This window comes from Elusimicrobiota bacterium, assembly GCA_016788905.1.
Classification (GTDB): Bacteria; Elusimicrobiota; Elusimicrobia; order FEN-1173; family FEN-1173; genus JADKHR01.
This window is the reverse complement of sequence record JAEURZ010000044.1, coordinates 1-1,399: the sequence shown is the minus strand read 5'-3', so window position 1 is coordinate 1,399 and position 1,399 is coordinate 1. Positions and strand designations below refer to the sequence as shown.

Sequence of the window (1,399 nt, the reverse complement as noted above, 5' to 3'; positions counted from 1 at the left end):
AACCCCGCGCGCGCAACCCCAAAGAGGTACCCTTCCCCCTGCTTCCCCCATCCCGGCGGGCCGGGGGACAGTCGGTGCCCCACTCCGACTCGCCCCGGCGGGGCGAGCCATGAAAAACTGGGGGGAAAAAACCTAAAAAAATATCCTACAATCCGCTCAAACAGGAGGTGGTCATATGTATAGTATTCCTTCTTCCACACCCAAAAATCCCCCCGTCATTAAATGCGCCATCTATACCCGCGTCTCGACGGATTCTCAAGTCGATGTGGTGTTTAATTCCTGTGAAGCCCAGGAAGACCGTATTCGCTCTTTTGTCGCTAGCCAGGATAATTTCCAAGTGGTCCAGGCCTATTCCGACGCGGGCTATACCGGCGCGAACATGAACCGCCCCGCGCTTAAACAGATGCTCGCCGCGATTCAGTCGAGACAAGTCGACATGGTGATCACTTACAAGATCGACCGATTGACCCGCTCACCTCGCGACTTTTACGAGCTCATTGAGCTGTTTGAAAAAAATGGGGCGTCGTTCATTTCGGTGACGGAACGATTTGACACGTCTACTCCCTCGGGTCGTTTGCTCCGCAATATTATGCTCACCTTCGCCCAGTTTGAGCGGGAGCTTGCGTCCGAGCGGGTTAAAGATAAAGTGGTTCAGCGCGTGAAGCGCGGCCTTTACCATGGAGGGCACCCTCCCTTTGGCTATAGGGCCGAAAACAGAGCCCTGGTGGTCGATCCGCCCCGCGATTCGATTGTTAAAAAAATCTTCGAAATGTATGTGGAGACGCGATCAATTCGCAAAATTGCCCGGTATCTTAAGGAAAAGAAAGTTTTTTCCCGTAAAGGGAAAACGTTTTGTGATTCCACCATCTGGAATGTTCTTCGCAAGCAGGTCTACACGGGGAAGGTGGTCCACAAGGGGAATGTTTTTCCGGGCCAGCACGCTCCCATAATTTCAGAGGAGCTTTTTAAGCACGTGCAGGGACTCATCAAAAACACGCCCCGCTTTCATACCGAATCCCACGATCACTTGCCCTTCGCTGGAATCGTGCATTGTGGGGAGTGTGGTTCGGTGATGTCGGTGGCTTACACAAACAAACCATCCAAAAATGGAAAGAAGCGTTACTATTACTATCGTTGCACGAAAGTTAACAACGAAGGATGGAGAGCCTGTTCCACCCAACAGACGAGCGCGGAGCGGCTGCACGAATCCGCGTACAACAACTTGTTGAGGGTGTCTTTAGACGCGGATTATCTAAAAAACCTGGTTTTTTCCATGAAAAACCAAACCCCTCACCCTGGGGCAAATTATGTCGAACCGCCCGCCCATTTTGAGGCGTTCAGCCCTGAAACGCTCGAAAAAAGCCTAAAGGCATTTATAAAAGCCAGCGCGCGCAAAACC

General features: G+C 51.9%; 1 protein-coding gene. It reads left to right on the top strand.

Going from position 1 to position 1,399, the window contains the following annotated elements; all coding sequences use genetic code 11:
• Positions 1-175 precede the first annotated feature (175 nt).
• A partial coding sequence (locus JNK54_10695; GenBank protein ID MBL8024726.1) for a recombinase family protein occupies positions 176-1,399 on the top strand: 1,224 nt, incomplete at its 3' end.